Raw genomic sequence first — 23,773 nt, 5'->3', positions numbered from 1 at the left:
CCCTCCCGGCGGTCCTCAAGATCCGGGCACCCTGACGGGAGACCGGACCCAGGGCTCGCAACAGTACTCCATTCGGACCACGTGCGTGGATCGGCGCGCCGCCCCACGCATCCTCTACGTCCCCAGAACCCTCCGCAAGTAGTCGTTCCGGAAGCGACGTTCCGGATCGAGGCGGTCCCGGAGTGCCGTGAACTCCCCGAAACGCGGATACACCCCGGAGAAGTACCCGGCGTCCCGGGTGTGGATCTTCCCCCAGTGCGGGCGTCCCCCATGGGCGGTGAAGATGCGCTCGGCGGCGGTGAAATACCCCTGATAGGGGGTGCCCTTGAACATATGGACGGCGATGTACGCGGTGTCGCGGCCCGATGCCGTGGACAGGGTGATGTCGTCGGCCGGCGCGGTGCGCACCTCGACCGGGAAGCTGACCCGCAGCGGCGAGCGGTCGATCATCGCCTTCAGCTCCCGCACTGTCTCCACCAGGGCCTCGCGCGCGACGGCGTACTCCATCTCCACGAAACGGACCCGGCGCGGCGAGGTGAACACCTTGTAGGGGATGTCGGTGTAGGTCCGCGCGGACAGCGCCCTGCTCGAGATCCGGGCGATGGCCGGGACGGTCCCGGGTGCCGCGCGGCCGACCCAGTTGGCCGCCTGGAAGACGCCGTTGGAGAGGAACTCGTCCTCGAACCAGCCTTTGAGCTGCGGTACCGGTCGCTCGGGGCCCGCGCTGCGGTTGTTCCGCTTGGTGTTGGTGTTACCGGTGTGGGGAAACCAGTAGAACTCGAAGTGCTCGTTCTCGGCGTGTAGTTGGTCGAACTCGGAACAGACCCGGTCGAAGGACATCGGTTCCTCGCGGGCCGTGAGCAGGAAGACCGGCTCCACCGCGAAGGTGACCGCGGTGAGGATACCGAGGGCACCGAGACCGGTCCGCGCGGCCGCGAAGACGTCCGGGTTCTCCTGCGCGGAGCAGCTGAGCACCGAGCCGTCCGCCGTGACCAGCTCCAGCCCCCGGATCTGCGCGGAGAGGGAGGCGGAGTCGCGACCCGTGCCGTGGGTGCCGGTGCTGACGGCCCCGGAGACCGTCTGCTCCATGATGTCGCCCATGTTGGTCAGCGACAGCCCTTCGCGCGCGAGGGCCACGTTCAGCCTCTTGAGCGGAGTGCCGGCCCCGACCGTGACCGTGCCGGCCGTGCGGTCGATGTCGCGGATGCCCGACAGCAGGTGAGGGCGGATCAGTACCCCGTCCGTCGCGGCTATGGAGGTGAAGGAGTGCCCGCTGCCCACCGCCTTCACCGGCAGACCGTCCTCGGCGGCCCGGCGCACGGCGGCGGTCAGCTCGTCGACCGAGGCGGGCGTGACCTCGCGCGCGGGGCGAGCGGCGACGGTGCCTCCCCAGTTACGCCATGTGCCGTTCCTCGCGCTCGCTGTGCTGCCCAACGGAGCCTCCCCGACCCGGAGCCGGCCGCTTGAGCCGGCGGTACCCGAGGAACCGACCGCGACCGCGACGGCCCCGGCCACCGCCGGAACCCCGTACCCGGCGCGCGCCCCGGCCGCGTCGATCACCCAGCCGGCCACGGAGGAGCCGGCCGCGACCCCGGCGGTGAGCCCGGTGCTCACCCAGGGCATGCCCCCGGTGAGCTGCGCGCGTGGTACGTGCTCTTCGATGAGGGACATCGTCGTGATCACCGTCGGATCGACGGCCAGTCCCGCAACGAACAGCGCCACGGCCAGAAACGGCAAGTTCCCGACCAGTAGGAGTGGGATCATACTCACGGCCATGGCGCGGACGCCCAGCAGCCAACGGCGCCGGGCGCTCCCGCGAAGCGCAGCAGCCCGAACACGGCACCCGCCAGGCGCGACACCTGCGGGCCCGCCACCGCCGCGGCGAGGGCGATCGTGGCCGGCAGGGCGCCGGCCGGCCCGTACCGGCCGGTCAGCCCGGAGATCACCGTCACCCCGCCGGTGCCCCTCATGGACAGCGGCGTCCGGCCGAGGAACCCCGCGGCGCAGAAGGCCCTGCTGCCGGGTGCGGCGAACACGGCGCGACAAGGGCTCGGCACGAGGGCTCCGGAGGTCTCGGCAAGGCGCGAGCGCAGCCGGTACGGACTCGGGCCGAGGTCACCCGAACGGATCAGGGAGGGCCGCCGCAGGGCGGGTGGCACCCCCGCCGTGTCCCCGCCGTCGGTGCCGGGTGGGAGGATCGGGACATGCCTGACGTGCTCGATGCCAGCCCCTACGACGCCCTGCTGCTGCTCTCCTTCGGCGGCCCCGAAGGCCCGGACGACGTGGTCCCGTTCCTGGAGAACGTGACCCGCGGGCGCGGTATCCCCAAGGAACGCCTCAAGGAAGTCGGGCAGCACTACTTCCTCTTCGGCGGGGTCAGCCCCATCAACGACCAGAACCGCGCCCTGCTGGACGCGCTGCGCAAGGACTTCGCCGGGCACGGCCTGGACCTGCCGGTCTACTGGGGCAACCGCAACTGGGCGCCCTACCTCACCGACACCCTGCGCGAGATGGTCCGGGACGGCCGCCGCCGCATCCTCGTCCTCGCCACCAGCGCCTACGCCTCGTACTCCGGCTGCCGACAGTACCGCGAGAACCTCGCCGACGCCCTCGCGGCCCTGGAGGCGGAGGGCCTGGAGCCGCCGAGGACCGACAAGCTGCGGCACTACTTCAACCACCCCGGCTTCGTCGAACCCATGATCGACGGAGTGATCCGCTCGCTGGCCGACCTCCCCGAGGACGTCCGGGACGGCGCGCACATCGCCTTCTGCACCCACTCCATCCCGAACACCGCCGCGGACACCTCCGGGCCCGTGGAGGAGCACGGGGACGGCGGGGCGTACGTCGCCCAGCACCTGGACGTGGCCCGGCTGATCGCCGACGCGGTCCGGGAGCGCACCGGCGTCGACCACCCCTGGCAGCTCGTCTACCAGTCCCGCTCGGGCGCGCCGCACATCCCCTGGCTGGAACCCGACATCTGCGACCACCTCGAGGAGCGGCACGCCGCCGGGGCCCCGGCCGTGGTGATGGCACCCATCGGCTTCGTCTCCGACCACATGGAGGTCCTCTACGACCTCGACACGGAGGCCACGGCCAAGGCGGAGGAGCTGGGGCTGCCGGTGCGCCGGTCGGCGACGGTCGGCGCCGACCCGCGGTTCGCCGCCGCCGTCCGCGAGCTGATCGTGGAGCGGGCGGGGCGCGAACGCGGACAGGACGTCACGCCCTGCGCCCTGGGCGCGCTCGGCGCGAGCCACGACCTCTGCCCGGTGGGCTGCTGCCCGGCCCGCGCCCCGCGTCCCGCCGCTGCGGGCGCCGACAGTCCCTACGCATGAGGAGCCCCGTGACCGACCCCCTGCACACGGAACTGCTGGAGCTGGCCCGGGAGGCGGCCCGGCGCGCGGGCGCCCTGCTGCGGGACGGCCGTCCGGCCGACCTCGCGGTCGCCGCGACCAAGTCCAGCCCGATCGACGTCGTCACCGAGATGGACATCGCGGCGGAGAAGCTGATCACCACCCTGATCGCCGGGCGCCGCCCGGACGACGGCTTCCTGGGCGAGGAGGGCGCCTCGTCCGAGGGCAGCAGCGGTGTCCGCTGGGTGATCGACCCCCTCGACGGCACCGTGAACTACCTGTACGGCCTGCCCACCTGGGCCGTCTCCATCGCCGCCGAGCAGGACGGCGAGACCGTCGCCGGAGCCGTGGTGGCCCCCATGCGCGGCGAGGCGTACCACGCGGTGCGCGGCGGCGGGGCGTGGGCGACCGGTGCGTGGGAGGGCGAGCGGGAGCTGCGCTGCCGCCCCGCGCCGCCCCTCGACCAGGCCCTGGTCTCGACCGGCTTCAACTACGTCACCGAGGTCCGGGCCCACCAGGCCGACGTGGCACAGCGGATGATCCCGCTGCTGCGGGACATCCGGCGCGGCGGTTCGGCCGCGATCGACCTGTGCGATGTCGCCGCGGGCCGTCTCGACGGCTACTACGAGCGCGGACTGCACCCCTGGGACCTCGCAGCCGGAGCTCTCATCGCCCGGGAGGCGGGTGCGCTGACCGGTGGACGCGTCGGGGACGGCCCTTCCCGGGAACTGACCGTCGCGGCCGGCCCCGGGGTCTTCGAGCCCCTCCAGCGGCTCCTGGAGGACCTGGGCGCCTGGCACGACTGACCGGATCACCGTTCATCCGCAGGGCGCAGGGCGCAGGGCGCAGGGCGCAGTACGCAGGCCCGGCGTCCTGCCGTACGGGAGGTGAACGCGAACGGGCCCCGGCGCTGGATTCGCCGGGGCCCGTTCGTCCGCGAGCCGGTCAGACGCTGTACGCGCCGACCTCCACGCCGTGCTCGGCGGCGAGGCGGCGCAGGTCGTCGAGTTCGCCCTGCTCCACTTCGACGAGGAAGTCGTCGCCCTCGTCACGTGCCCGCGTCAGATCGGACTCGGTCGCCCTTATGCGCTGCAGAAGTCCTGCGGTGAATGCGTCCATGCGCTGCGCCCCCTCGTCCTGGGTGGGTGGGTCGGTGGCACGGGGGTGTGCCGATCGAAAGGGACGATCACGTCCGGAGCGGATGCCCAGCGCCACCCGGCGGGGCGGCGACGGTGCCGGACATCCACGGCCGCTCTGCGGAAGCGGACTGCGTCGCACCGCATGGTGGTGCGGTACATGCAGAGCGTGATCGTGGGATGTAAACCCGTCCTCCCCAGGCTCCCTTTCGCGGAAACCTCAACGCGCGAGAAAATCTCGTATTCCCGCTTCGTCCGCCCCGGCGTTCCCCGGCGTTCCCCGGCCCGCGGCCGATCGCCACCGGCCGTCCCCCCGCCTTACAGCCGACTTACGGCCGAAAAGGGCAGGATGGAGGCAACACCCACCAAGCATCCCGCCCGCGTGCGCCGTCCGGCGCTGCGCGGCCCGGGACATGAGGAAGGACAAGCGACGTGCGCGTACTCGTCGTCGAGGACGAGCAACTGCTCGCCGATGCGGTGGCCACCGGACTGCGCCGGGAGGCCATGGCCGTCGACGTCGTGTACGACGGTGCGGCCGCCCTGGAGCGCATCGGCGTCAACGACTACGACGTGGTCGTCCTCGACCGCGACCTCCCCCTGGTGCACGGCGACGACGTCTGCCGCAGGATCGTCGAGCTCGGCATGCCCACGCGGGTGCTGATGCTCACGGCGTCCGGCGACGTCAGCGACCGGGTCGAGGGACTGGAGATCGGCGCCGACGACTATCTGCCCAAGCCCTTCGCGTTCAGCGAGCTCATCGCGCGCGTGCGCGCCCTCGGGCGGCGCACGAGCGTGCCGCTGCCGCCCGTGCTGGAGCGCGCCGGGATCAAGCTCGACCCCAACCGCCGCGAGGTGTTCCGCGACGGCAAGGAGGTCCAGCTGGCGCCGAAGGAGTTCGCCGTGCTGGAGGTGCTCATGCGCAGCGAGGGGGCGGTGGTCTCCGCCGAGCAGCTGCTGGAGAAGGCGTGGGACGAGAACACCGACCCGTTCACCAACGTGGTGCGGGTGACCGTGATGACCCTGCGCCGCAAACTGGGCGAGCCGCCGGTCATCGTGACCGTGCCGGGTTCGGGTTACCGGATCTGATCCCCATGGCCGCCACCCCCACACCGGCGTCCCCGCAGGCCCCACCGAAGCCCACCTGGGACCCCCGCAGGCCGGTACCGCCCTTCCCCTGGCTGCGCCCGACCATCCGGATACGGCTGACCCTGCTCTACGGCGGCATGTTCCTGATCGCCGGGATCATGCTGCTGTCGATCATCTACCTGCTCGCCGCCAACGCGCTCAACGTCGGCAGCGACCTGCCCTTCCGGATCCTCTCGGGCGAGGTGTCCAGCGACCTCTGCAACCTGCGCAGCTCCCCGCTGCCCGCGGACGACCTCAACCGGGCGCTCAACGAATGCGTCAACGAGCAGCGTCAGCACGCCCTGGACGATCTGCTCAGCCGCTCGCTGCTTGCCCTGCTCGGTCTCGCGATCATCGCCTTCGCCTTCGGCTACGCCATGGCCGGCCGCGTGCTGTCGCCACTGGGCCGGATCACCCGCACCGCCCGCGCGGTGGCGGGTTCGGACCTGTCCCGCCGGATCGAGCTGGACGGTCCGGACGACGAGCTGAAGGAGCTGGCCGACACCTTCGACGACATGCTGGAGCGGCTCCAGCGGGCGTTCACGGCCCAGCAGCGCTTCGTGGGCAACGCCTCGCACGAGCTGCGCACCCCGCTGGCGATCAACCGCACGCTGCTCGAGGTGCATCTCTCCGATCCGGACGCGCCGGTGGAGCTCCAGCAGCTGGGCAAGACGCTGCTGGCCACCAACGAGCGCAGCGAACAGCTCGTCGAGGGCCTGCTGCTGCTCGCCCGCAGCGACAACCAGATCGTCGAGCGGGGGCCCGTCGACCTCGCCGAGGTCGCCGGTCAGGCCATCGACCAGGTGCACGCCGAGGCGGAGGCCAGGCAGGTGGTGATCCGGGGTGAGCGCCGGCCCGCCGTCATCCAGGGCAACGGTGTGCTGCTGGAGCGGATCGCCCTGAACCTGGTCCAGAACGCCGTGCGCTACAACGTGGCCGAGGACGGCTGGGTCGAGGTCACCACCGACGTCCAGCACGGTCAGGCGGTCCTGGTGGTGTCCAACACGGGCCCCGTCGTGCCGGCGTACGAGATCGACAACCTCTTCGAGCCGTTCCGTCGGCTGCGCACCGAGCGCACCGGCAGCGACAAGGGCGTCGGGCTCGGACTCTCCATCGTGCGGTCGGTCGCCCGGGCGCACGGCGGGCACATCTACGCGCAGCCGAGAGAGGGGGGCGGACTCGTGATGCGCGTCACCATGCCGATCTGACATCATGCCCCCGACACAACGGGGTGTTCGCTTTGCGCGGAATTTCCGGGGGGCGCCCCGGGGATTCGCGTGTGTGATCGATCACAGGGGTGACTTCCCGTTCATCCACTCTCCGTGATCATGTACCACGTCGGAAGGTCGGGAAAGTCCCGGTTTTCAAGGGCCCCGATCACGGGAAGTACACGGTGAGGCGCCTTTGAAGTGCGGCGTTGGGACCGTGTACGGTCCCCATCGCCATCCAAGCCGATCACTCATGAGGGATCCGGTTGGGTGTCGATTGAGTAACAGACCTTGATGTGAGGCAAAATCTCCGCCTCAGGTCGGGCACAAGTCCGGCCTCTCACGCGTTACGTGCGCTGGAGACACCGCATACACCCAGAGGGGGAGAGCGACCATGGCAACCGACTATGACACTCCACGGAAGACCGACGACGACGTCGACTCGGACAGTCTCGAGGAACTGAAGGCCCGGCGGAACGACAAGTCCGCCTCGGCCGTCGACGTCGACGAGTTCGAGGCCGCCGAAGGCCTCGAACTGCCCGGCGCGGACCTCTCGAACGAGGAACTCGCCGTCCGGGTTCTGCCGAAGCAGCAGGACGAGTTCACCTGCATGAGCTGCTTCCTGGTGCACCACCGCAGTCAGCTGGCCCGCGAGAAGAACGGCCAGCCGATCTGCCGCGACTGCGACTGAGGCGGGGTCGGCCGTGACTGGCTCGACCCCTCCGAGGAAGCGCCGCTTCTTCGCAAAGGGAGCGGACAAAGGGCCCCGCCGGGGCCCGCAGCACGACACGCGTGACCCAGAGCGGGGCCCGGCCGGTGACGGTGAGGCCTCGCTCGAAGCAGCATCCGGCCGGGGTGACCTCCCGGCATCCCTGGAGGTCACCGCGCCCGCGGCGCACAGAAGGGCCGCCGCGTTCCGTCAGAAGGCCCGGGAAGGCGTCCGCAACGGCGGCGCCCGCGCCCGTGCCGGTCTGGCGCACCTGGCGGACCGGATCATCGAGATCGCCCCGCGGGTGCCCGTACGGGACCTCGCGACGCTGCGCCGCCAGTTCCCCGGACTCGGACCCGAGGAGCTCGCGGACAAGCTCGTGGCCGGTGCCGCGAAGGCAACCGCCACGGTCGGGGCCGGAGTCGGCGCCGCGGCGATGATGCCCGTCCCACCCGCGATGCCGACGGAACTGGCCGCCGAGATCACCGGCGTCGCCGCGATCGAACTCAAGCTGATCGCCGAACTCCACGAGGTCTACGGCGTACGGCCGCCCGGCACCCTCGCCCAGCGCAGCACCGTGTACCTCAACTCCTGGTCGGAGGAGCGCGGCGTGCAGGCCACCAGGCCCTCGACCGTGAGCGCGGCCCTGAACAGCCGTATGAAGCGCGAACTGCGCCAGCGGATCATGAAGCGCACGGTCCGAAATCTGCCGAACCTGATGCCGTTCCTGGTCGGGGCCGCCGTGGGCGCCGTGATGAACCGCCGGGACACCAGAAAGCTCGCCGAGCGCATCCGGGCCGACCTGCGCAGAATCCAGGTGTCCTGGGACGCCCTGCCGGCACTGCCCGCCCTGGACCACCCCGAGGACGTTCTCAAGGAACTCGGCGGCCCCCCGACCCCCTGAAGGCCGCCTCCCGGGCACGGACGGCACCCCCACGGCCCTGGCCGGCCCTGCGAGGTCGCCCCCGTCGCCCTTCCCTCCCCCCACTCCCGGCTTCGCTCGAGCGCGGGCACCCCATCGCCCTGGGGGCCGCGCCCCCAGTCCCCTTCTGCCTGAACGGGCCTCGCCGTCAGACGCCGGACGGGCTGATTCCAGCCCGGCGCTCCGTGCGGCTCGGGCACGCCGGCGACCAGAGCCGGAGCAGCTCTCCCAGGGGCGCGGGGAACCGCGCGACGGTGGTACGACTCCGCAGACGCCGCCGGCCGGCGCCGGAGCGACCCTGCCCCCGCCATGCTCCGCCGGACAGGCGCTACGCGGTGCCCGCCGCCTCCCGGGCCGCCCGGAGCGCCTGCGCCAGACGCTCCGGCTCGCGCGTCGACAGGAAGGCGTAGGGAGTCGGGTCCTCGGGGTCGGTGATGTCCACCCGCAGTGCGCCGGGGATGTACGCCCGCAGCAGCATGAAGCAGCGCGGGTCGGCCTTGTGGGTGCGCCAGGCCCGTGCCTCCTCCGCGTCCAGGATCTCCGCCTCTCCCAGCGCCGACACCGGGATCCTCGCCTCGCCCGCGATCAGATGACCGCCCACGACCCGGATGCGCACCGAGCCGTACGAACTGGCGACGACCGCCGCGGCGGCGGTCCCGCCGGCCAGACCGCCGAGCATCGGCAGCGTGCCGAACGGCAGCAGGATCAGCGCCATGGAGACCCCCGCCAGGAAGGAGAGCAGCCACCAGGAGCGGGGGGCGGTGAGGCGTTCTTCGTACGGGGCGGCGGAGAGCTGCATGGACCCAAGCTTGGCACGGTGGCGGGAGTGCGCTCACGCGCGGGTAAGGTCTGCGCCTGTGAGTGGTACTTCCGCAGCTCTTCAGCCCCCCGCAGACGCCGTGACCCCGGTGCGTCACCCCGACGCCCCCGCACCCGGCGAACTCCTCGGCGCCCACTACGGCCAGTGCTTCGGCTGCGGCGACGAGCAGCCGCACGGCCTGCACCTCCAGGCCCGCGCCGGTGAAGGCGTGTCGATCACCGCCCGGTTCACCGTGCAGGCCGCCCACCAGGGCGCACCGGGACTCGCGCACGGCGGGGTGCTCGCCACCGCCCTGGACGAGGCGCTCGGCTCCCTCACCTGGCTGCTGCGCACCATCGCGGTGACCGGCAGGCTGGAGACGGACTTCGTCCAGCCCGTGCCGGTCGGCACCGTGCTGCATCTGGACGCCCGGGCGACCGCGGTGGCGGGACGGAAGATCTACTGCACCGCCACCGGCCGCATCGGCGGCCCCGACGGGCCCGTCGCGGTCCGCGCCGACGCCCTGTTCATCGAGGTCAAGGTCGATCACTTCATCGACCACGGCCGCGCGGAGGAGATCCAGGCCGCCATGAGCGACCCCGACCAGGTCCGCCGCGCGCGTGCCTTCGAGGTGAATCCGTGAGCGCCTTCGGACAGCCCGCCCTCGAGGTGCTGATCAGGCGTGTGGACCCCGACGTAGCGCTGCCGTCGTACGAGCACCCGGGCGACGCGGGGGCCGACCTGCGGACCACCGAGGCCCGCGAACTGGCTCCCGGTGAGCGGGCCGTACTGCCGACCGGGGTGTCTGTCGCGCTGCCCGAGGGGTACGCGGCCTTCGTGCACCCGCGATCCGGTCTTGCCGCCCGCTGCGGCGTCGCCCTGGTGAATGCCCCGGGGACGGTTGATGCCGGGTACCGTGGGGAGATCAAGGTGATCGTGGTGAATCTCGACCCGCGCGAGACCGTGCGGTTCGAGCGTTTCGACCGGATTGCCCAACTGGTCGTCCAGCAGGTCGAGAGGGTCCGCTTCGTGTCCGTCGCGGAGCTTCCCCCCTCGGCCCGGGCCGAGGGGGGCTTCGGGTCCACCGGCGGCCATGCCGCGGTGGAAGAAGAGGGTAAGAGCGGCACAAGCGTTCAGGCCGCCGTGGGCGGTACAGCGGGTGGGAATCGATACGCTTCGGTCGTATCCGACCGGGAAGGACAGTGACGTGTTCGGACGTCGCAAGAATAAGGATGCCGCCGACGGTGCGGCCGGCGAGGCCGAGCAGGTCGTCGACGGTGTCGGCGCGGAGGCGGGCGGCGCGGAGGCCGGACGGCTGAGGCTCGAGCCGGCGCCGCGCCCCGACGGGCCCTGGGACAGCACCGAGGTCCGCGAGCCCGGAGAGGGCCGGGTCGACCTGGGCGGCATGTTCGTGCCGGGCGTCGACGGCATGGAGCTGCGGGTGGAGGTCGCCGGTGACGCGATCGTCGCGGCCACCGTCGTGCTGCGCGACAGCGCCATCCAGCTGCAGGCATTCGCCGCACCCAAGCGTGAGGGCATCTGGAGCGAGGTGCGCGAGGAGATCGCTTCCGGGATCACCCAGCAGGGCGGCATCATCGACGAGGTCGAGGGCCCGCTCGGCTGGGAGCTGCGTGCCCAGGTACCGGTGCAGCTGCCGGACGGCACCGGCGGCTACCAGGTCGTACGGTTCGTGGGAGTGGACGGCACCCGCTGGTTCCTGCGCGGGGTGATCTCGGGTCAGGGCGCGGTGCAGCCGCAGGCCGCCGGACTGCTCGAGCAGATCTTCCGGGACACGGTCGTCGTCCGCGGGGACGGCCCGATGGCACCGCGCGACCCGATCGTCCTCCAGCTGCCGAACGACGCGCAGATGGTCCCCGAGAACGTGCAGCAGGAGGAGGGCGGCTCCCGCTTCGCCGGCGGCATGGGCCAGCTCCAGCGCGGCCCGGAGATCACCGAGGTCCGCTAGAGCCTTCGGCGACGCGGGGTACGGGGGTCCGTTCGGGTCTCCGGCGACGGGGCGCCCGGAGCCTCCGCCGGTGGATCGCCGGGTGCGCCCGGGGCTCCGGTGAAGAGGCGGGGGTCCGCTGGAGTCGTCCGTGGCGGGTCGCCGGGGTTCGTTTCTCCGTGGCGGGTCGCCGGGGTCCGTTCCTGCGCGGCGGCAGGTCGCCGGCCCCCGACTCCCCGGTGCTGGATCGCAGGCGTCCGCCGGGGTTCCGGGCGGGCCGAGCCCCGCTCGGCCCCGGCGACAGCTCGTCGGCATCCGCCGGAGTCTTCGGTGACAGACGCGGCACAGGGTCGTATCCCTTCCGGGCTACGGCCCTTTCCCGCGCCCGGGTCCTCGTGCACGGCGTCGCGGCCGTCCAGCGGTGCCTCCGCCGGTGCCCGCCGTCGGCTCCGTGGCACGGCCCAGGACAATGGGGTCATGGCACGCGGCAGACTTCGGATACACCTCGGTGCGGCACCGGGCGTCGGCAAGACGTACGCCATGCTCGCCGAGGCGCACCGGCGCGCGGAGCGCGGCACCGACTGCGTGGTCGCCTTCGCACAACCGCACGGCAGGCCCCGTACCGAGGCGCTGCTGGAAGGGCTGGAGCAGATCCCGTACGGGGAAGCGGAGCACCGCGGGACCCGGGTGCCGGAGATGGACCTCGACGCCGTCCTCGCCCGCCGCCCCCAGGTGGCCCTGGTCGACGAACTCGCCCACACCAACGCGCCCGGCTGCCGCAACGCCAAACGCTGGCAGGACGTGGAGGAGCTGCTGGCTGCGGGCATCGACGTGCTCTCGACCGTCAACATCCAGCACCTGGAGTCGCTGGGCGACGTCGTGGAGTCGATCACCGGGGTGCGGGAACCGGAGACCGTGCCGGACGAGGTGGTGCGGCGGGCCGACCAGGTCGAGCTGGTCGACATGACCCCCGAGGCGCTGCGCCGCCGTATGGCGCACGGCAACATCCACCGGCCGGACGAGGTCGACGCCGCACTCTCGAACTACTTCCGCCCCGGCAACCTCACCGCGCTCAGGGAACTGGCGCTGCTGTGGGTGGCCGACCGGGTCGACGCCCACCTGCAGCGCTACCGCAGCGAGCACGAGGTCTCGGCGATCTGGGGCTCGCGCGAGCGGATCGTCGTCGGCCTGACCGGCGGACCCGAGGGCCGCACCCTGATCCGGCGGGCCGCGCGGCTGGCCGAGAAGGGAGCGGGCGGCGAACTGCTCGCCGTCTACATCTCCCGCAGCGACGCGCTCACCGCCGCCTCGCCCAAGGAACTGGCCGAGCAGCGCACCCTCGCCGAGGATCTCGGCGGTACCTTCCACCACGTCGTCGGCGATGACATACCCGCCGCCCTGCTGGCCTTCGCGCGCGGTGCCAACGCCACCCAGCTGGTCCTCGGCTCCTCGCGCCGCAGGACCTGGCAGTACGTCTTCGGCCCCGGCGTCGGCGCGACCGTCGCCCGGGACTCCGGACCCGACCTGGACGTGCACATCGTCACCCACGAGGAGGTGGCCAAGGGCCGCGGACTGCCCGGCGCGCGGGGCGCGCGGCTCGGCCGTTCCCGGCTGGCCTGGGGCTGGGCGGTCGGGCTGGGCGGCCCGGCGGCGCTGGCGGTGCTGCTCAGCGCCGGGGACCTCGGACTCGCCAACGACATGCTGCTGTTCCTGACGCTGACGGTGGCGGCCGCCCTGCTCGGCGGACTGTGGCCCGCGCTGGCCTCGGCGGCGGCCGGCTCCCTCCTGCTCAACTACTTCTACACCCCGCCGCTCCACACCTGGAACATCGCCAACCCGAAGAACATCATCGCCATCGTGATCTTCATCGCGGTCGGCGCGTCGGTGGCGTCCGTGGTCGATCTCGCGGCCCGGCGCACCCATCAGGCGGCCCGGCTGCGCGCCGAGTCGGAGATCCTCTCCTTCCTCGCCGGCAACGTACTGCGCGGTGAGACCGGACTGGAGGACCTGCTGGAACGGGTCCGGGAGACCTTCGGCATGGACTCGGCCGCCCTGCTCGAACGCGCGGGCGACGTCGAGCCGTGGACCTGCGCGGGCCGGGCGGGCCGGGGCCGGCCGGTCGATCGGCCCGAGGACGCGGACGTGGAGGTGCCGGTCGGGGACCACATGGCGCTGGCGCTGACCGGCCGGGTGCCACCCGCCGAGGACCGCAGGGTGCTCGGCGCCTTCGCCGCACAGGCCGCCGTCGTCCTGGACCGCCGCCGGCTGCGCGAACAGGCCGACCGGGCCCTCGCCCTCGCCGAGGGCAACCGCATCCGCACCGCCCTCCTGGCCGCCGTCAGCCATGATCTGCGCACGCCGCTGGCCGGGATCAAGGCGGCCGTCTCCTCGCTGCGCTCCGCGGACGTCGACTGGTCGCCCGAGGACCGGGCCGAACTGCTGGAGGGCATCGAGGACGGTGCCGACCGCCTGGACCACCTGGTGGGCAACCTGCTCGACATGTCCCGGCTGCACACCGGCACGGTCACCCCTCTGATCCGCGAGATCGACCTGGACGAGGTGGTGCCGATGGCGCTCGGCGGGGTGCCCGAGGGCAGTGTCGCCCTGGACATCCCCGAGGCCCTTCCCATGGTCGCGGTGGACCCGGGCCTGCTGGAGCGGGCGATGGCCAACGTGATCGAGAACGCCGTCACCCACGGTCCTCCCGGCAGGCCCGTGCTGGTGGCCGCCAGCGCTCTCGCCGGCCGGGTCGAGGTACGGGTCGTCGACCGCGGGCCCGGCGTCCCCGACGAGGCCAAGGAGCGGATCTTCGAACCCTTCCAGCGGCACGGTGACGCCCCGCGCGGAGCCGGTGTCGGCCTCGGCCTGGCGGTCGCCCGGGGCTTCGCCGAGGCCATCGGCGGCACACTGACCGCCGAGGACACCCCCGGCGGCGGTCTCACCATGGCGCTCACCCTGCGCGCCGCGGGAACACACCACGGACCCGCACCGGCAGCCGTTCCTCAAGCACCGTCCGCTCCACCCGCCGCCGCCCCCGGCGCCACCGCGACCCGCGCGAACCCCGCAGAACCGGAAAGGCAGTCCTCATGACCCGTGTGCTGGTGGTCGACGACGACCCGGCCATCGTGCGCGCCCTGGTGATCAACCTCAAGGCCCGCTCCTACGAGGTGGATTCCGCGCATGACGGCGCCGCCGCCCTCCGGGCCGCCGCCGCGCACCACCCCGATGTCGTCGTCCTCGACCTGGGCCTGCCCGACATGGACGGCGTCGAGGTGATCAGGCGGCTGCGCGGCTGGACCCGCGTCCCGGTCCTGGTGCTCTCCGCGCGGCACGCCTCCGACGAGAAGGTGCAGGCGCTGGACGCGGGCGCCGACGACTACGTCACCAAGCCCTTCGGGATGGACGAACTGCTGGCCCGGCTGCGGGCCGCCGTACGCCGCGCGGAGCCCGCCGGCGACGGGGGAGACGCCGTGGTGGAGACCACCGGGTTCACCGTCGACCTGGCCGCCAAGAAGGTCAACCGCGACGGCAGGGACGTACGGCTGACCCCCACCGAATGGCATCTGCTGGAGGTGCTGGTGCGGGCGGGCGGCCGCCTGGTGGCGCAGAAGCAGCTGCTGCGGGAGGTGTGGGGGCCGTCGTACGGGACGGAGACCAACTACCTCCGCGTGTACATGGCGCAGCTGCGGCGGAAACTGGAGGCGGATCCGTCACACCCGCGCCACCTCATCACCGAGCCGGGCATGGGGTACCGCTTCGAGAAGTGAAGGTCAGGGGCGCCCCGCTGCGCCCCGCCCCGAGAGCCCGGGCGGTGGCCGGTTCGGGCCGGGGGCGCAGGGGGTACGTAACCGTCAGTGCACCCCGGTACGCTTCAGATATGAGTGCTGTTCCTCGTTCCGAGAAGCCGGCAGGCCGGTTCCGGCGCATGCTCGACCGGCTCTCCTCGTCTCAGGAGGACCTGGAGTCCGAGGAGCTGCGCGAGGACGCCGAGACCGCCGGCTGTACGCGGATAGGCGACTGCCGCGACCGGCAGATCGTCACCGTTACTGGTACCTTGCGCACGGTCACGCAGCGACCGCGTGCGGGAGTTCCGGCCCTGGAGGCCGAGCTGTTCGACGGCTCCGCCCCGCTGGACGTGGTGTGGCTCGGCCGGCGCTCCATCCTCGGGATCGAGCCGGGGCGCAAGCTGATCGCATCGGGCAGGATCTCCATGAGCCGGGGCCGCCGGGTGCTGTTCAATCCCAAATACGAACTGAGACCCCTCGGACGGGAGTAGCCGGTGACGTCGCTCGACAAGCCGACAACCGAAGACACATCCGCGGACGACGCCCGGGCGGTGACGGAGGCTGCCCTGTTCGAGGCGTTCGGCGGGGTGCGGGGCATGGTCGAGACGGTGCTGCCCGGGCTCCTCTTCGTCAGCATCTACACGGTCAACAAGGACCTGCACATGTCGGCGATCGCGGCGCTCGCCGTGGCGCTGGTGATGGTCGTGGTCCGGCTGGTGCGCAAGGACACCGTCAAGCACGCCTTCAGCGGGGTCTTCGGCGTGGCCTTCGGTGTGGTCTTCGCGATGATGACCGGCAACGCCAAGGACTTCTACCTTCCGGGCATGCTCTACACGCTGGGCCTGGCCCTGGCGTACATCGTGACGGCGATGGCGGGCGTCCCGCTGATCGGCCTGATGCTGGGCCCGGTGTTCAAGGAGAACCTGTCCTGGCGGACCCGTAACCCCGGACGCAAGAAGGCCTACACCAAGGCCAGCTGGGCCTGGGGACTGATCCTGCTCGCCAAGAGCGCGATCCTCTTCCCCCTGTACTGGTGGGCGGACACGACCCAGCTGGGCTGGGTACTGGTCGCGCTGAAGATCCCGCCGTTCCTGCTGGCCGTCTATCTCACCTGGGTGTTCCTGGCGAAGGCGCCGCCGCCGATCGACGTCTTCGCGGAGATGGAGGCGGAGGAGCGCGCGGAGGAAGAGCGGAAGGCCGCCGCCGCGCAGACGCAGGACGGCGAAGGGGCGGCCACGGCCGGCCGCCACCGCCGCGAGCCCTAGCCCGTACGGACAGCGGGGGCGCCCGGAACCGTCCGGGCGCCCCCGCTTCCGTGTCGCCTCGCCCCACCGTCGCCTCGCCCCACCGGGTCCACGACCCGGTGGGGCGAGCGGCGAACCGGTGCGAGCTCCTACATCTGCTTGCGGACCGAGAGCAGGTCCTCCAGCTCTTCCTCGCGGGCCTGGGCGGCCACGAAGAGCAGCTCGTCGCCCGCCTCCAGGGAGTCCTCCCGCGTCGGCGTCAGCACGCGCGTGCCGCGGATGATGGTCACCAGCGAGGTGTCCTGCGGCCACTCGACGTCCCCGACCTGGGTGCCGGCCAGTGCCGACTCCTCCGGCAGGGTCAGCTCCACCAGGTTGGCGTCACCGTGGCTGAAGCGCAGCAGCCGGACCAGGTCGCCGACGCTGACCGCCTCCTCCACCAGGGCGGACATCAGCCGCGGGGTGGAGACGGCGACGTCCACGCCCCAGGACTCGTTGAACAGCCACTCGTTCTTCGGGTTGTTCACCCGGGCGACGACCCGCGGAACGCCGTACTCGGTCTTGGCGAGCAGGGAGACGACCAGGTTGACCTTGTCGTCGCCGGTCGCGGCGATGACGACGTTGCAGCGCTGGAGCGCCGCCTCGTCCAGGGACGTGATCTCGCAGGCGTCGGCCAGCAGCCACTCCGCCTGCGGCACGCGCTCCACCGAGATGGCGGTCGGCGCCTTGTCGATCAGCAGGATCTCGTGGCCGTTCTCCAGCAGCTCGCCCGCGATCGAGCGGCCGACGGCACCGGCCCCGGCAATGGCGACCCTCATCAGTGACCGCCCTCCTCTTCGGGACCCTTGGCGAACGCCGCCTCGACCCGGTCGATCTCATCGGTGCGCATCATCACGTGCACCAGATCCCCCTCTTGCAACACCGTCTGCGAGCTGGGCAGGATCGCCTCGCCGAGCCGGGTCAGGAAGGCCACCCGCACGCCCGTATGGTCCTGCAGTCTGCTGATCCGGTGCCCCACCCAGGCCGTGGAGGTGTGCACCTCGGCGAGCTGGACGCCGCCGGTGGGGTCGCGCCACAGCGGCTCGGCACCCGAGGGGAGCAGCCGGCGCAGCATCTGGTCGGCCGTCCAGCGCACGGTCGCCACGGTCGGGATGCCCAGGCGCTGGTACACCTCCGCGCGGCGGGGGTCGTAGATGCGGGCGGCGACGTTCTCGATATCGAACATCTCCCGGGCCACCCGCGCGGCGATGATGTTGGAGTTGTCGCCGCTGGAGACGGCGGCGAAGGCGCCCGCGTCCTCGATACCGGCCTCACGCAGGGTGTCCTGGTCGAAGCCGATGCCGGTCACCCGGCGGCCGCCGAACGAGGAGCCGAGCCGGCGGAAGGCGGTGGGGTCCCGGTCGATCACGGCGACCGTGTGTCCCTGTTCCTCCAGGGTCTGGGCCAAGGCGGAACCCACCCTTCCGCAGCCCATGATGACAATGTGCATCGCGTCACCCCGCGCTTCCTGCAGGCCCTTCGACCTTCATGACCTTGGTGCTCATGTCTCTCTTTCGGCTCGCCAGGCAGGACTTCGCGGCCTGAAAGCGGGCCGCCGGACAACATCATGCCGGGGGACCGCGGTCCTGACGCCCTCCGGGGCCCGGCGGCCCGTGTCCGTGTGCCGAGTCCAACGTATCGCCGGCGCCCGGGGACACCCGGGGACCGGGCGGGGGAGGAAGCCGAATGTGATGCGCCGGCCCGGCATCTCCCGCGGGGAGCGGGCCCCGGCTCGTCGCCCCTGACGCCCGCCCTTCCCCGCCCCACCCGTCCCGTCCGGGCTCGGCGGGTGGCGGGCGCGGCCGCCTGCGCGGACCGTCGTACGCCCGGTGACGCGGTCAGCGTCGCGTGATGCTGCGTACGCTCGCCACGGTGAGGACGCCGAGGGCGACGAGCGCGGCCGCGGCGCCGATCAGTTCTGCGGTCGTGTGCATGGGACCTCCACGGGGAGTGGCGACTGCGGCCGGGTTAGTCATATAGGCATGGAACATCCGCGACCTGCGGAATCCGGGCTTCGCGCCCTGGTGAATTCACCCGGAGAGCCGAGGCCGTACGGACCCCGTACGGATGTCGGGTGGCGAGTGCGCCACCCTCTGCCCCACGGCCTACGATCCACTGTTGTGTCCAAACTGACCGACGTGCCCAAACGGATCCTCATCGGGCGCGCACTGCGCAGCGACCGGCTCGGGGAAACGCTCCTGCCGAAGCGCGTCGCACTCCCCGTCTTCGCCTCCGACCCGCTGTCGTCCGTGGCGTACGCCCCCGGCGAGGTACTGCTGGTCCTGTCCATCGCGGGCCTGTCGGCGTACCACTTCAGCCCCTGGATCGCCGTGGCGGTCGTCCTGCTGATGCTCACCGTCGTCGCCAGCTACCGGCAGAACGTCCGTGAGTACCCGAGCGGCGGCGGCGACTACGAGGTGGCCACCACCAACCTCGGCCCCAGAGCCGGTCTGACCGTCGCCAGCGCCCTGCTCGTCGACTACGTCCTGACCGTCGCCGTGTCGATCTCCGCCGGCATAGAGAACCTGGGCTCGGCCGTCCCGTTCGTCGTCGAGCACAAGGTGGCCTGCGCTATCGGCGTGATCGTGCTGCTCACGCTGATGAATCTGCGCGGGGTCAGGGAATCGGGCACACTCTTCGCGATCCCCACCTACGTCTTCGTCACCGGCGTTTTTCTCATGATCGCGTGGGGGAGCTTCCGCTCGGTCGTGCTCGGCGACGACATGCGGGCACCGACCGCGGAGTTCGAGATCGAGGCCGAGCATTCGAGCCTCGCCGGCTTCGCTCTGCTCTTCCTGCTCCTGCGCGCCTTCTCCTCCGGCTGCGCGGCGCTCACCGGAGTCGAGGCGATCTCCAACGGCGTCCCCGCCTTCCGCCGGCCCAAGGCGCGCAACGCGGCGACCACGCTCGCCATGATGGGCCTGCTCGCCGTCACCATGTTCTGCGGCATCATCGCGCTGGCCTCCGCCACCGGCGTCCGCATGGCCGAGAACCCCGCCGAGGACCTGACCCACGACGGCGTACCGCTCGGACCGGACTACGTCCAGGACCCGGTGATCTCCCAGGTCGCCGAGGCCGTCTTCGGCCACGGCAGCGTTCTGTTCGTGATCCTCGCCGCCGCCACCGCGCTGGTGCTGTTCCTCGCCGCGAACACCGCCTACAACGGCTTCCCGCTGCTCGGTTCGATCCTTGCCCAGGACCGCTACCTCCCCCGCCAGCTGCACACCCGCGGCGACCGCCTCGCCTTCTCCAACGGCATCGTGCTGCTCGCGGGCGCCGCCGGACTGCTGGTGGGGATCTACGGAGCCGACTCCACGCGGCTGATCCAGCTCTACATCGTCGGCGTGTTCGTGTCCTTCACCCTCAGCCAGACCGGCATGGTCCGGCACTGGAACCGGCTGCTGGCCACCGAGCGGGACCGGACCGAACGCCGCCGCATGATCCGCTCCCGGGCCATCAACACCTTCGGTGCCTTCTTCACCGGCCTGGTCCTGGTCGTCGTACTCGTCACCAAGTTCACCCACGGCGCCTGGGTCGCGCTGCTCGGGATGTGCGTCTTCTACGTGACGATGACGGCGATCCGCAAGCACTACGACCGGGTCGCCGAGGAGATCGCGGCGCCGGACACCCCGACCGACGACAGCGCGCGGCCGTCCCGGGTCCACTCCGTCGTCCTGATCTCCAAGATCCACCGCCCCGCCCTGCGGGCGCTCGCCTACGCCCGGCTGATGCGTTCCGACACATTGGAGGCGCTCAGCGTCAACGTGGACCCGGACGAGACCAGGGCACTGCGCCAGGAATGGGAACGGCGTGGCATCGACGTACCGCTCAAGGTGCTCGACTCGCCGTACCGGGAGGTCACGCGGCCCGTCATCGAGTACGTCAAGAGCCTGCGCAACCAGGCACCGCGCGCCGTCGTGTCCGTGATCATCCCCGAGTACGTGGTCGGCCACTGGTACGAACACCTGCTGCACAACCAGAGCGCGCTGCGCCTGAAGGGCCGGCTGCTGTTCACCCCGGGTGTGATGGTGACCTCGGTGCCGTACCAGCTGGAATCCTCCGAGGTGGCCAGGAAGCGGGCCCGCAGGCGGGCGGACTGGGCCGCCCCCGGCTCGGTGCGCCGCGGCCCGAAGGAGCGGGGGAAGGACTCCTCCCCGCACACGTAGACTGGTTGGTTGTTGTTGTCCCGGGCCTCGCGGCCCGACCGTTCCCGATGTTGTGGAGTCACCCCGCCATGCAGGCAGAACCGAGGAAATCACTGGTGGGGGAGGAGTACGAGGTCGAGATCGGCCCCGTCGCCCACGGCGGCCACTGCATCGCCCGTACCTCCGAGGGACAGGTCCTCTTCGTCCGGCACGCCCTGCCCGGCGAACGGGTCGTCGCCCAGGTCACCGAGGGCGAGGAGGGGGCCCGCTTCCTGCGCGCGGACGCGGTGCGGGTGCTGGACGCCTCCAAGGACCGCATCGACGCCCCCTGCCCGTTCGCCGGTCCCGGCCGCTGCGGCGGCTGCGACTGGCAGCACGCCAAGCCCGGCGCCCAGCGGCGCCTCAAGGGCGAGGTCGTCACCGAGCAGCTGCGGCACCTCGCCGGGCTGACGCCCGAGGAGGCCGGCTGGGACGGCACCGTGATGCCGGCCGAGGGCGACAAGGTCCCGGCCGGCCAGGTCCCGGCGTGGCGCACCCGCGTGCAGTACGCCGTCACCGCCGACGGCCGTGCGGGACTGCGCCGGCACCGCTCGCACGAGGTCGAGCCGATCGACCACTGCATGATCGCCGCGGACGGGGTCAGCGAGCTGGGCATCGAGAAGCGGGACTGGACGGGCATGGACTCCGTCGAGGCGATCGCCGCGACCGGTTCCCAGGACCGCCAGGTCGTCCTCACCCCCAAGCCCGGCGCCCGCCTCCCCCTGGTCGAACTCGACCGCCCCGTCTCGGTCATGCGCGTCGACGAACGCTCCGGCCAGCTCCACCGCGTCCACGGCCGCCCCTTCGTCCGTGAACGCGCGGACGGCCGCACGCACCGCGTCGCCGGCGGCGGCTTCTGGCAGGTACACCCGCAGGCCGCGGACACCCTCGTCACCGCGGTCATGCAGGGTCTGCTGCCCCGCAAGGGCGACATGGCCCTCGACCTCTACTGCGGAGTCGGCCTCTTCGCGGGCGCCCTGGCCGACCGGGTCGGCGAGGCGGGCGCGGTCCTCGGCATCGAGTCCGGCAAGCGCGCGGCCGAGGACGCCCGCCACAACCTCGAGGACTTCCCCCGCGTCCGCATCGAGCAGGGCAAGGTCGAGTCGGTCCTGCCCCGCACGGGCATCGACGAGGTCGACCTCATCGTCCTCGACCCGCCCCGCGCGGGCGCCGGCCGCAAGACGGTGGGACAGCTGTCGTCCCTGGGCGCCCGCCGCATCGCCTACGTCGCCTGCGACCCGGCGGCCCTGGCGCGCGACCTGGCGTACTTCCGCGACGGCGGCTACCGGGTGCGGACGCTACGGGTGTTCGACCTGTTCCCGATGACGCACCACGTGGAGTGTGTCGCGACCCTTGAACCGGTCGCGAAGGGGTCCTGACCTGCGACTTTACCCGTGCGCATTATGTGCGGTGTGGGCGTTACGGGCGATATCTTGACGCTGAAATGACGCTCGTGACGCTCATTTGACGCTCGTTCTGATGGGGTGTCAGGTGCCTTGCCTCGCTGGTCAGCTGGCCAGATAGGGAAGCTCACGAGGCAGGGGCGCCGGAAATTTTGGTGTCAAACAGTCATGCTCGGCCGCATCAGCAGAGGGTCCAGCAGGTTCCTGATCGTCCCCCTCACCGTCGACCCGCTCATCGCCCTCGACAACGCCGCCGCCCTGTCCTGCACCTTCCAGCTCTCCCCGCCGAAGTGATGGCCGACGTCGAGTAGCAGATCGACGCCACCGGCCGGGCCCGCTCCGCCGTCCAGTCCGTGCTCGACGTTGCCCCGAACGGCAGCCCGCCCTTTAACGCCCTGGGGGAGCTGAGCGACGTCTTGCGGGCATCCTCTGCGTCCTCACCGCGGCCGCTATGCGCGCCGTGTTCCCCTCCCCGCCTGAGCACGTCCGAAGGGGCCCGTACACGGCTGTGCGGGCCCCCGTCACATGCTCAGGTCACTCCTGTGCCTGGGCGTTCGGGTCGTGCACCGGCACCTTCTTGAAGAGGTCTCGGGCCGCGTTCTTGGTCGGCCGGACGTACCGCTCCCGAGGCATGCGTGAGCCCTTCTTCCAGCGGCCGGCCGCTTCCAGCTCCTCGTCCGTCGCGCCGCTCGTGCCGAGGTCGGTGGCGCCGCCGGCGCGAAGGCCGTGCGAGGAGACGGGGCGCCCGTCGCTCTTGAGCCCGGCCGTGGCGAACCAGTGCTTCACCCGGTCGTTCACGGTCTGCGGGCGCAGGTAGAGGCCGCGCTTGGTGGCCCCGCCCCCTTTCGTGGCCCGGGTCTCTGGCGACGCGACCTTTCCGCTGCGCAGGATCTCCCGCCACACCGGCCCGGTGGTGATGCCCTGCTCGGCCAGCCAGTTGACGTACCGGCGCAGGCGGAAGATGAGGCGCAGGTCTTCCCGGTCGTGCAGGGTGATCGTTTGCTCCTCGCCCTGGTGGGTCTTGTCCTCGGCGAGCCAGACGAACACGCGGTCGTCGATGATCGTCAGGTCCTCGAGGTCCAGGTCGACGTCTTCGATGCTGCGCCCGAGGAACCGGTACCCGAAGGCGAACATTGCCGAGTCGCGCCAGCCGATCGGCCGGTCATCCGCCTCCGCCTTCTCCATCATCGGGACCAGGTACGGCAGCGTGATCGGGAACGCTTCCTTCCTGCGCAGCGCCCGCTTGTTCTTCTTCCGGTACTGCCCCAGGAGCAGCATGAACAGGCTGTTGTCCGGCTTCTTCCCGGGCGGCATGGACGTCCGGATCAGGGACATGTAGTGCCGGATCGTCGTGACCTTGAGGCCCTTCGCCATCAGGTGCCGGCCGTACTCCGTGTACGTCGCCGTCGTGCAGGGCTTCGCCACGCGCCCCTGCTCCGCACACCACGCCTCGAACAACCGCATCGCTGTACGCCGCTGCGGCGACCCCTCCCGCTCCGCCTCCTTGAGGGCCTGGGCGGTCTCCTCGCTGACGTACAGGTCCCGCTCCGTGTACGTCATGCGGGGGTCGTCGCTGGTCGGGATCTCCTCGCCCGGCATCAGCACCGTGTGCGCGTCGACGAGCGGACGGGCAGTCGGCGCGGCGCGCACCAACTCCCCGTCCTCGACGAGTTCGGCGTCGACGATCTCCTCCTGGTCCCGCAGCGTCATGCCGACGACGCATCCTTGCTCGAAGTGGTTCGGTCTGGGGTAAGGGCAGAGCTAAACATTAGCCTCGCGCTTTCAGTGCGACGTGAAGTCGCTGTCATGCAGTGGTAGTTGCAAGGAGAGGAGTCGACTACTCCGGCCTGTGACCGATGGCCGGTCCCCAGCCTCGGGTGCGTCTGCGGTGACGCGGGGGTGCTGAGCCGAGGTGGTCAAGCTC

Annotated in this window: 22 protein-coding genes and 1 pseudogene; 16 read left to right on the top strand and 7 right to left on the bottom strand. The window is 71.6% G+C overall.

The window, feature by feature from the left end:
* Positions 1–114: 114 nt before the first annotated feature.
* A complete protein-coding gene (locus HTV45_RS25060; protein ID WP_215208136.1) occupies positions 115–1,434 on the bottom strand; it encodes a D-arabinono-1,4-lactone oxidase in 1,320 nt (439 codons plus the stop codon).
* A pseudogene (locus tag HTV45_RS25055) lies at positions 1,394–2,057 on the bottom strand (MFS transporter). The gene HTV45_RS25060 and the pseudogene HTV45_RS25055 overlap by 41 nt, the downstream one beginning before the upstream one ends.
* Positions 2,058–2,204: 147 nt before the next feature.
* On the opposite strand from HTV45_RS25055, the gene HTV45_RS25050 reads away from it, so the two are divergent.
* Both HTV45_RS25050 and HTV45_RS25045 read left to right on the top strand, forming a co-directional pair.
* On the top strand, positions 2,205–3,332 hold the full coding sequence (locus HTV45_RS25050; protein WP_215208135.1) for a ferrochelatase: 1,128 nt from the start codon (positions 2,205–2,207) through the stop codon (positions 3,330–3,332).
* 8 nt (positions 3,333–3,340) lie between these two features.
* Complete coding sequence (locus tag HTV45_RS25045) at positions 3,341–4,156, top strand: inositol monophosphatase family protein (protein WP_215208134.1); 816 nt, start codon at positions 3,341–3,343, stop codon at positions 4,154–4,156.
* A gap of 139 nt (positions 4,157–4,295) precedes the next feature.
* Here the strand turns inward: HTV45_RS25045 and HTV45_RS25040 are convergent, their stop codons facing one another.
* Entirely contained in the window at positions 4,296–4,469 is a 174-nt protein-coding gene (locus tag HTV45_RS25040) for a hypothetical protein (RefSeq protein ID WP_015657365.1), read from the bottom strand.
* Positions 4,470–4,918: 449 nt separating this feature from the next.
* On the opposite strand from HTV45_RS25040, the gene HTV45_RS25035 reads away from it, so the two are divergent.
* The 4 genes from HTV45_RS25035 (at position 4,919) to HTV45_RS25020 (ending at position 8,432) form a co-directional block, all read left to right on the top strand.
* On the top strand, positions 4,919–5,572 hold the full coding sequence (locus tag HTV45_RS25035; RefSeq protein ID WP_007387794.1) for a response regulator transcription factor: 654 nt from the start codon (positions 4,919–4,921) through the stop codon (positions 5,570–5,572).
* 5 nt (positions 5,573–5,577) lie between these two features.
* Positions 5,578–6,819 (top strand): HAMP domain-containing sensor histidine kinase, encoded by a 1,242-nt coding sequence (locus HTV45_RS25030; RefSeq protein WP_215208133.1) that lies wholly within the window; start codon positions 5,578–5,580, stop codon positions 6,817–6,819.
* Positions 6,820–7,213: 394 nt separating this feature from the next.
* Complete coding sequence (locus HTV45_RS25025) at positions 7,214–7,510, top strand: DUF4193 domain-containing protein (RefSeq protein WP_003993510.1); 297 nt, start codon at positions 7,214–7,216, stop codon at positions 7,508–7,510.
* Between the two features lie 13 nt (positions 7,511–7,523).
* The gene (locus tag HTV45_RS25020) at positions 7,524–8,432 is read left to right on the top strand and encodes a hypothetical protein (protein WP_215208132.1); all 909 of its coding nucleotides are present in this window, start codon (positions 7,524–7,526) and stop codon (positions 8,430–8,432) included.
* A gap of 346 nt (positions 8,433–8,778) precedes the next feature.
* Here HTV45_RS25020 and HTV45_RS25015 read toward each other — a convergent pair whose 3' ends face one another.
* Complete coding sequence (locus HTV45_RS25015; protein ID WP_215208131.1) at positions 8,779–9,249, bottom strand: DUF3093 domain-containing protein; 471 nt, start codon at positions 9,247–9,249, stop codon at positions 8,779–8,781.
* Between the two features lie 58 nt (positions 9,250–9,307).
* On the opposite strand from HTV45_RS25015, the gene HTV45_RS25010 reads away from it, so the two are divergent.
* From HTV45_RS25010 to HTV45_RS24980, 7 genes are all read left to right on the top strand, one after another.
* Positions 9,308–9,892, top strand: a complete 585-nt coding sequence (locus tag HTV45_RS25010; protein ID WP_215208130.1) for a PaaI family thioesterase — start codon at positions 9,308–9,310, stop codon at positions 9,890–9,892.
* Positions 9,889–10,455, top strand: a complete 567-nt coding sequence (gene dut / locus HTV45_RS25005) for a dUTP diphosphatase (protein ID WP_215208129.1) — start codon at positions 9,889–9,891, stop codon at positions 10,453–10,455. The genes HTV45_RS25010 and dut overlap by 4 nt, the downstream gene beginning before the upstream one ends.
* 1 nt (position 10,456) lies before the next feature.
* Positions 10,457–11,215 carry a DUF3710 domain-containing protein gene (locus HTV45_RS25000; RefSeq protein ID WP_215208128.1) on the top strand — a complete coding sequence of 253 codons (759 nt, stop codon included), beginning with the start codon at positions 10,457–10,459 and terminating at the stop codon, positions 11,213–11,215.
* 456 nt (positions 11,216–11,671) lie between these two features.
* A complete protein-coding gene (locus HTV45_RS24995) occupies positions 11,672–14,284 on the top strand; it encodes a sensor histidine kinase KdpD (RefSeq protein ID WP_215208127.1) in 2,613 nt (870 codons plus the stop codon).
* Complete coding sequence (locus tag HTV45_RS24990; RefSeq protein WP_215208126.1) at positions 14,281–14,961, top strand: response regulator; 681 nt, start codon at positions 14,281–14,283, stop codon at positions 14,959–14,961. Before HTV45_RS24995 ends, HTV45_RS24990 begins: the two co-directional genes overlap by 4 nt.
* A gap of 110 nt (positions 14,962–15,071) precedes the next feature.
* Positions 15,072–15,470, top strand: coding sequence for an OB-fold nucleic acid binding domain-containing protein (locus HTV45_RS24985; protein ID WP_215208125.1), 399 nt, complete (start codon positions 15,072–15,074; stop codon positions 15,468–15,470).
* A 3-nt stretch (positions 15,471–15,473) separates the two neighbouring features.
* Positions 15,474–16,244: a DUF3159 domain-containing protein gene (locus HTV45_RS24980; RefSeq protein WP_215208124.1), complete on the top strand. Its 771-nt coding sequence runs from the start codon at positions 15,474–15,476 to the stop codon at positions 16,242–16,244.
* A gap of 128 nt (positions 16,245–16,372) precedes the next feature.
* Here the strand turns inward: HTV45_RS24980 and HTV45_RS24975 are convergent, their stop codons facing one another.
* Both HTV45_RS24975 and HTV45_RS24970 read right to left on the bottom strand, forming a co-directional pair.
* Positions 16,373–17,041, bottom strand: a complete 669-nt coding sequence (locus tag HTV45_RS24975; RefSeq protein ID WP_215208123.1) for a TrkA family potassium uptake protein — start codon at positions 17,039–17,041, stop codon at positions 16,373–16,375.
* A complete protein-coding gene (locus tag HTV45_RS24970; protein WP_215208122.1) occupies positions 17,041–17,712 on the bottom strand; it encodes a TrkA family potassium uptake protein in 672 nt (223 codons plus the stop codon). Before HTV45_RS24970 ends, HTV45_RS24975 begins: the two co-directional genes overlap by 1 nt.
* Before the next feature lie 670 nt (positions 17,713–18,382).
* Between HTV45_RS24970 and HTV45_RS24965 the strand changes: the two genes are divergently transcribed.
* From HTV45_RS24965 to HTV45_RS34885, 3 genes are all read left to right on the top strand, one after another.
* Complete coding sequence (locus tag HTV45_RS24965) at positions 18,383–20,428, top strand: APC family permease (RefSeq protein ID WP_215208121.1); 2,046 nt, start codon at positions 18,383–18,385, stop codon at positions 20,426–20,428.
* Positions 20,429–20,496: 68 nt separating this feature from the next.
* A complete protein-coding gene (locus HTV45_RS24960; RefSeq protein ID WP_215208120.1) occupies positions 20,497–21,825 on the top strand; it encodes a class I SAM-dependent RNA methyltransferase in 1,329 nt (442 codons plus the stop codon).
* A gap of 192 nt (positions 21,826–22,017) precedes the next feature.
* Positions 22,018–22,143 carry a hypothetical protein gene (locus HTV45_RS34885; protein WP_285899682.1) on the top strand — a complete coding sequence of 42 codons (126 nt, stop codon included), beginning with the start codon at positions 22,018–22,020 and terminating at the stop codon, positions 22,141–22,143.
* A 240-nt stretch (positions 22,144–22,383) separates the two neighbouring features.
* Here the strand turns inward: HTV45_RS34885 and HTV45_RS24955 are convergent, their stop codons facing one another.
* Positions 22,384–23,559: a hypothetical protein gene (locus HTV45_RS24955; RefSeq protein WP_215208119.1), complete on the bottom strand. Its 1,176-nt coding sequence runs from the start codon at positions 23,557–23,559 to the stop codon at positions 22,384–22,386.
* Positions 23,560–23,773 lie beyond the last annotated feature (214 nt).

It is taken from the genome of Streptomyces sp. CHD11 (assembly GCF_018638295.1).
Lineage (GTDB): Bacteria > Actinomycetota > Actinomycetes > Streptomycetales > Streptomycetaceae > Streptomyces.
The sequence above is the reverse complement of the archived record's forward strand: the minus strand, read 5'-3'. Positions and strand labels throughout refer to the sequence as shown.